Raw genomic sequence first — 6,335 nt, 5'->3', positions numbered from 1 at the left:
TTTTCCTCTCAACCGCCGGTCGTGCCTTGCGCCGACCGGCCTGGAGCATTCCCATGTCCCTGAACCCTGATATCGCTGCCTACCTGCAGCTGGTCGAAGCCGGCCGCGCCGAAGGCAAGACGTTGGCGATGCACGCTGCCAGCCCTGAACAAGCCCGCGAAGCGTTCGACCAATCGTCATTGTTGATGAGTACGGGCGGCGACGACCTTGAGCACATCGAGGCGTTGCAGATTCCCGCCCGCGACGGCACACCGCTGCACGCGCGGTTGTACAGTGCCCACGGCATCGACCGTGAGCGCCTGCAGCCTGGAGTGTTGTATTTCCACGGTGGTGGCTACGTGGTCGGCAGCCTGGACTCCCACGATGCCCTGTGCCGCACCCTGGCAGCGCTGTCCGGGTGCGTGGTGCTGTCGGTGGCCTACCGGCTGGCGCCGCAGTGGCGTTTTCCAACCGCGGTGCACGACGCATTGGATGCCTGGCACTGGTTGCTGGACCAGGGCGCCAGTATCGGCATCGACGGGGAGCGCCTGGCCATCGCCGGTGACAGTGTCGGAGGCAGCCTGGCGGCGGTGGTGGCCAATCACGCGCCGGTGGCGCCATGCCTGCAGGTGATGATCTACCCGGTCACCGATGCCAGCCGCTGGCACGCTTCGGTTCAACGCTACGCCACTGGCCACTTGCTGGAGGCCGACACGTTGGAGTGGTTCTACCAGCAGTACCAGCGCAGCGCCGACGACCGCTTCGACCCACGCTTCTCGCCGCTACTGGAAGCACCTGAGCGGCTGCGCGTGCCGGCGTTGCTGTTGCTCGCCGAATGCGACCCGCTGTTCGATGAAGGCCGCGCCTATGCCGCGCACCTGCGCGCAGCGGGAGTCGAGGTGCAGGAGCGGGTGTACGAAGGCATGACCCATGACTTCATGCGCATGGATGCATTGGTGGACGAAGCGCAGGAGGCGCTGGAGGTGATCGCCGAGGCGTTGCAGCGGCGGTTGATGCATGTCGGTTAAGGTTCAAGAGGGCTGCTTTGCAGCCCATCGCTGGCCAAGCCTGCGATGGGCCGCAGGGCGGCCCCGAAGGGTTCAAGCGTTGATCAAAACTTGGCGCGCAGTGCCAGGTTGAAGTTGCGCGGTTCGCCGTAGAAGTTCCAGTAGTTCGGGTTACCGAGGGTCTGGTAGTACTTCTTGTCGAATACGTTATCCAGGTTGTACTGGACTTCGAGGTTCTTGTTGATCTCGTAGATCGCGTGCAAGTTGGTCAGGTGGTAGGCGTCCTGCTGGATCTTGTAGGTCTCGCCGACCTCGGTCTGGGTCATCTTGCTCTGCGCATAGAAGCTGCCGCCCACACGCAGGTGGTTGAGCGCGCCTGGCAGGCGGTAGTCGGTGGCCAGCTTGAACAGGTGACGTGGCGAGGCGGTGTTGAAGTCTTCGCCCTTCTGCTCGCCGCCGATGTACTTGGACTGGGTGTAGGTGTAGCCCGCGGACAGGTTCCAGTCCGGCAGGATCTCGCCGTTGAGCTCAAGCTCGATACCCTTGTTGCGGACCTTGTCGGAGGCGCGGTAGCAGCCGTCGGGGCAAATGGTTTCAGCGACCAGTTCGGCACGGCCGGTCTGGTCAGCCTGGAAGATTGCGATGGAAGTCTGCAGGCGCTTGTCGAAGAATTCGCCCTTCAGGCCGATCTCGTAGTTGCTGCCAGTCATCGGCTTGAGCATGCTGCCGTCGGCAGCCTGATTGTCTTGCGGCTTGAAGATTTCGGTATAGCTGGCGTAAGCCGACCAGTTTTCGTTCAGCTCCTGAATCAGGCCTGCGTATGGCGTGACTTCGCCACTTTTGGAGAAGTGGCCATGGTCACTGTCTTCGCGGATGCCATTGGTGTCGGTCAAGGTGTCGAAGCTGTACCAGCTCAGGCGGCTGCCGAGAATGAACTTCGTGGTGTCGGTCAGGCTGAAGCGGCTGGCGACATAAATACCTTTCTGTTCCTGGGTACGGTTGTACTTCCACTGGTTGACGTTGAGGTTTTCCGGCTTTGGCGGGTCGAACGCACCGAGGTTGTTCATGTCGACGATGTAGCGGTAGGTGGCATCGCGTCCACCATGGTAGTCGAAGTCGTCCTTGTTCCAGTTACCGCCGACGATCAGGTCATGCTGGCGACCAAGCAGCTGGAACGGACCGGTGAAGTAGCCGTCGATGCTGGTCTGGGTGTCGTCGTAACGAAACAGGCGAGGGTTGAGGGTATACAGGTCGGTGCCACCGCCAGGGAAGGTGTAGTTGCCCAGGAAGTCCGACTTGGCCCACATCTGGTTGACGGCGATCACGCCTTTCCAGCCGTTGTCGAAGGTGTGCTGGACATCGGCGAACAGGGTGGTGTTGCGCTTGTCCAGGTGGTTCCAGTCGCCGGTCAGCGAGGTGGAGCGGGAGATTGGGTAGAACTCGCCGTTCTCCTTGGTCGGCAGGCCCGACCAGTCGTAACCGGAGTTGCGTTCTTTCTGGTAGGTGAAGCCGAAGGTGGCCACGGTCGACTCGTCCAGGTCAGCCTCCAGGATGCCGTAGAACAGCTGGTTTTCCTTCTGGGCGGTGTCCAAGTAGCTGTTGGCATTGTTGTACGAGATCACCGAGCGGCCACGCAGGGTACCGGCTTCGTTCAGTGGCGAGGACACATCGACCATGGTCTTGTAGTTGTCCCAGGAACCGACCGAGGTTTCGATCAGGGCCTGACGCTCGGCAGTCGGGCGCTTGCGGATCAGGTTGATGGAGGCCGAGGGGTTGCCCGCGCCTTCCATCAGGCCAGTGGCGCCGCGCACGATCTCCACGCGGTCGTAGATGTCGGTGTTTGGCTTGGATTGGGCATCCATCGAGTAGGCGTTGCCGATGTTGGTCGGTACGCCGTCGATCTGCAGGTTGTCCACCGACTGCCCGCGAGCCTGGTAGATCGAACGCTCGCCGCCGTTCTTGACGATGGTGATGCCAGTGGCGTTCTTCATCACGTCGTCGAGGTTCTGCATGTTTTGGTCGTCCATGCGCTGGCGGGTGACGACGGTCACGGACTGCGGCGTTTCACGCAGGGACATCGGCAGCTTGGTGGCGGTGCTGGAGCGGCCGGTAGCGTAGGCGTGGGTGCCCTCGGTGGTCTCGCCCAGGGACGCGCCACTGATGTTGGTCGGTGCCAGTTCCAGGTCAGCGCTGTTGCCCTTGCGCAGCAGGATCACCTGCGGGTTGCCTTGCAGGGTGAAGGTCATGCCGGTGCCGCCCAGCAACAGGGCCAGGGCGCGGGCCGGTTCTGCGCGTTGTTTCACCGCCTGGCTGGTGAGTCCGCTGACGTCATCGGGGTTGAACAGGATCTGCATGTCGGCCTGGCGACCGAATGTTTGCAAGGCGCTGGCCAGTGACTGGGCCGGGATGTCGAAGCTGGCTTCCTGGGCCTGGACCTGGGCGGCAATGGGCAGTGCAAGGAGCAGGCCGAAGCGAGGCAGAGGCTTGAAGCGCAGGGTGCAGCGCATGACGAGGCTGGCGAGGCTGAAGGGTTTGTGGACGGGCGACATTTCAAATGCTCATGTAAGTGAACGGCAGATTTTTTTGGTTGTTGATAAGAAGACGCATTCAGCGACAAATTCCGGAAAGAACCTGTCGCTGTTTTTTCTTGTCGTCTCAGGCCGGTACGGGGGATGAGCTCACTTTGCCGCTGTGCATCCTCACCAACTGGTCCGCTACATCGAAGTAGCGGTCGTCGTGAGAGATGACGATGATGGTCTTGCCCAGCCGTTTCAGGTCGGGCAGCAACTCGGTGTAAAAAATGCGGCGGAAGGTCGGGTCCTGGTCTGCCGCCCACTCGTCGAACACCAGTACCGGGCGCTCTTCTAGCCAGGCATTGATCAGGGCCAGGCGCTTGCGCTGGCCGGTCGACAGGTCGGTGGTGGTGAAGCTGCCGTCGCGCACGCTGACCTTGTGGCCGATCTCCAGGCGTTGCAGGTAGCGGTTGGCGTCGTCGGGGATGTGCAGGTCGCCTTCGACCACGTCGTCGAACAGGTAGTAGTCGGCGAAGATGGTGGTGAACAGCTGGCGGTATTCGTCGCGGTTGCTCGGGTCTATGGCCTTGCCGTTGAGGCGGATCTCGCCCTGGTGCGGGGCGTATAGGCCCAGTAGCAGTTTGATCAGGGTCGTCTTGCCGCAGCCGTTCTCGCCGACGATGAAAACGATGTCGCCTTGCTCGATGCGCAGGTTGACCGGACCCAGGCGGAACGGCTCGCTGCCTTCGACCGGCGGGAAGGCGTAGCCTACGTTGAACAGTTCCAGGCTGTGCACCGGCTCGGGCTTGCTGGCCTTGGCGTCGAGCAGCAGGTGCGGCTCGGGCGAGGAGAACTGCTCGGACAGCTGGGCGACGCGGGCGAAGGCGACCTTGGCGCGGCTGACGATGGGCAAGGTGCCGATCAGGTGTTCCAGCGGGCCTTTCATGTACAGCAGCACCAGCACGAAGCCGCTCATCACAGTCTTATCGTCGCTGGGCCACAGCGACTGCAGCACCAAAGCCATGCCGATGACCACGAAGAACAGCATCGAGCCGAAGGTCTTGGCTACCACGAAGGTGTTGATGGCTTTGATCTGGGTCTTGCAGATGAAGTCGGCGGTGGCCTGCACGCCCTGGCTGAACATGCGGTTGCGGCGAGGACGGTGGATGCGCAGTTCCTTGGCGCCTTCGGCGATGGCGCTGTAGTTCTTCTGCAGGGTGTCCTCGGCTTCACGGGCGGTGGCGAAGCCACGACCGCCGCTGGCCTGGGCGACGAACTGGGCGGCGCTGCCGATGGCGATGGCCACCACCATCAACAGGAACATTGGCCAGGACAGCATGGCCAGGTAGCCCAGGCAACCGAGCGTCACGGTCATCGAGATGGCCAGCGGGGCGAAGGCGAAGGCGAAGTCGCTGATGGTGTCGACATCGTGGGTCAGCACAGGGATCAGGCGATGGCTGCGGTAGCGCTCGATCTGCTCGATGGGGGCGGCGAGGGTTTTCTCGCCCAGCGTCTTGCGCAGCTTGGCGATGATGTTCTGGCCGACGTAGTTGGTGCCGATGTCGGCGCTGATCGAACAGGTCAGGGCCAGCAGGCACAGGCCGGCGAAGGCTGCGATGGCGGTGCTGGTGATGTTGCCGCCGCTATGCAGGGCGTTGTTGATGCTGGCGAGCAGCGCGGTGACGCTAAGGCCACCGACCATCCCCAGGACGATGGAGAGGGCAACGATGGGCCAGAAGGGTCTGAGCAGGGCGAACAGTTCGCTGAGGGCGCCGCGGGGAGGCTGAGTCATGGGGCAGGGTTCCGCTTTGGAAAATGGCTGTGGGCTCCCTGTAGGACGACTGGTGGGCAGGGGAATTTAGCGCGCCTCTGGGGGGCGCCTTGCGCCCCTTTGTCGTTCAGAGATCGCGTACTACACGAAAGCCGATCCAATCGCCGCGTTCGTTGGGGTAGAGGTCGTTGCGATTACCGGAGCGAGAGAACACCGGGGCCTCGCCATAGTCGTTGCCGCGAATGCTCTGGAACCTGCAGTCTTTCTCTTGCCATGGGCTGCCATCGCTCGGCGCGCCAACATAGTTGTCGTGCTTGCAGTCGGCGGTCCACTCATAGATGTTGCCGTGCATGTCGTACACGCCAAAGGCGTTGGCCGGGAAGCTACCGACCGGCGCGGTGTAGCTGTAGCCGTCGGCCGGCCCGTAGGTATTGGCGTGCTTGGCGATGCTGTACTCCTTGCCTTCGTCGAAGGGGAAGGGGAACGGGCCGGTGCTGCCAGCACGGGCGGCGTACTCGCGGACCGACTCGCTGGGCAGGCGGTAGGGCTTACCGGTCTTGTTCGACAGCCAGGCGACGTAGTCCTGGGCTTCCTTGAGGTTCATGCACACGGCAGGGTGGCGGCTGGTCACCGGGTAGTTGCCGCCATAGGTGGGGCGGCCACCCTGGGTGGCGGTGCCGGCCTGACACAGGCGGCCAGGGCGTTCGTCACCGCTGGGCATCATGTAGCCGGTGGCCTGGATGAAGGCGTCCCACTCGGCGAAGGTAATGGGGAAGCGGCTGATAGCGAAGGGCTTGGTGAAGGTGACCTTGTGCAGCGGGCCTTCATCGGCCTGGCGTCCGACTTCGTCATCGGGGGTGCCCATCATGAACGAGCCGGTGGGCAGGACCACCATCTCCGGGCAGTCTTTCTCGCAGTCCTTGAAGACAGTACCGGGCTTGGGCGTGCCCGCCTGAGCCCAGGCGCTGGCGGTGAGCAGGGCGAGCAGTGCCAGCGGCGCGAGGACCGGTAGGGTGCGGCGGTGGCGTACGTGGGGTTCAGGGTTCATGAGTCGTCTCGTGCGAA

General features: G+C 62.9%; 4 protein-coding genes. 1 reads left to right on the top strand and 3 read right to left on the bottom strand.

Annotation, left to right across the window (positions count from 1 at the left end):
* Positions 1–53: 53 nt before the first annotated feature.
* A complete protein-coding gene (locus VXM67_RS18330; protein WP_023381383.1) occupies positions 54–1,007 on the top strand; it encodes an alpha/beta hydrolase in 954 nt (317 codons plus the stop codon).
* Between the two features lie 83 nt (positions 1,008–1,090).
* Here VXM67_RS18330 and VXM67_RS18325 read toward each other — a convergent pair whose 3' ends face one another.
* The 3 genes from VXM67_RS18325 to VXM67_RS18315 form a co-directional block, all read right to left on the bottom strand.
* The gene (locus VXM67_RS18325) at positions 1,091–3,535 is read right to left on the bottom strand and encodes a TonB-dependent siderophore receptor (RefSeq protein ID WP_023381382.1); all 2,445 of its coding nucleotides are present in this window, start codon (positions 3,533–3,535) and stop codon (positions 1,091–1,093) included.
* Positions 3,536–3,641: 106 nt separating this feature from the next.
* Complete coding sequence (locus tag VXM67_RS18320) at positions 3,642–5,291, bottom strand: cyclic peptide export ABC transporter (RefSeq protein ID WP_023381381.1); 1,650 nt, start codon at positions 5,289–5,291, stop codon at positions 3,642–3,644.
* Between the two features lie 106 nt (positions 5,292–5,397).
* Entirely contained in the window at positions 5,398–6,318 is a 921-nt protein-coding gene (locus VXM67_RS18315; protein ID WP_023381380.1) for a formylglycine-generating enzyme family protein, read from the bottom strand.
* Positions 6,319–6,335 lie beyond the last annotated feature (17 nt).

The organism is Pseudomonas sp. Rh2 (assembly GCF_040762985.1).
Taxonomy (GTDB): domain Bacteria; phylum Pseudomonadota; class Gammaproteobacteria; order Pseudomonadales; family Pseudomonadaceae; genus Aquipseudomonas; species Aquipseudomonas taiwanensis.
This window is presented reverse-complemented; position numbering and strand designations above follow the sequence as displayed.

Excerpts from the sequence above, each read along its gene's own strand:
- VXM67_RS18325 (WP_023381382.1), bottom strand. The coding sequence starts at position 3,535 with ATGTCGCCCGTCCACAAACCCTTCAGCCTCGCCAGCCTCGTCATGCGC.
- VXM67_RS18330 (WP_023381383.1), top strand. The coding sequence starts at position 54 with ATGTCCCTGAACCCTGATATCGCTGCCTACCTGCAGCTGGTCGAAGCC.
- VXM67_RS18315 (WP_023381380.1), bottom strand. The coding sequence starts at position 6,318 with ATGAACCCTGAACCCCACGTACGCCACCGCCGCACCCTACCGGTCCTC.
- VXM67_RS18320 (WP_023381381.1), bottom strand. The coding sequence starts at position 5,291 with ATGACTCAGCCTCCCCGCGGCGCCCTCAGCGAACTGTTCGCCCTGCTC.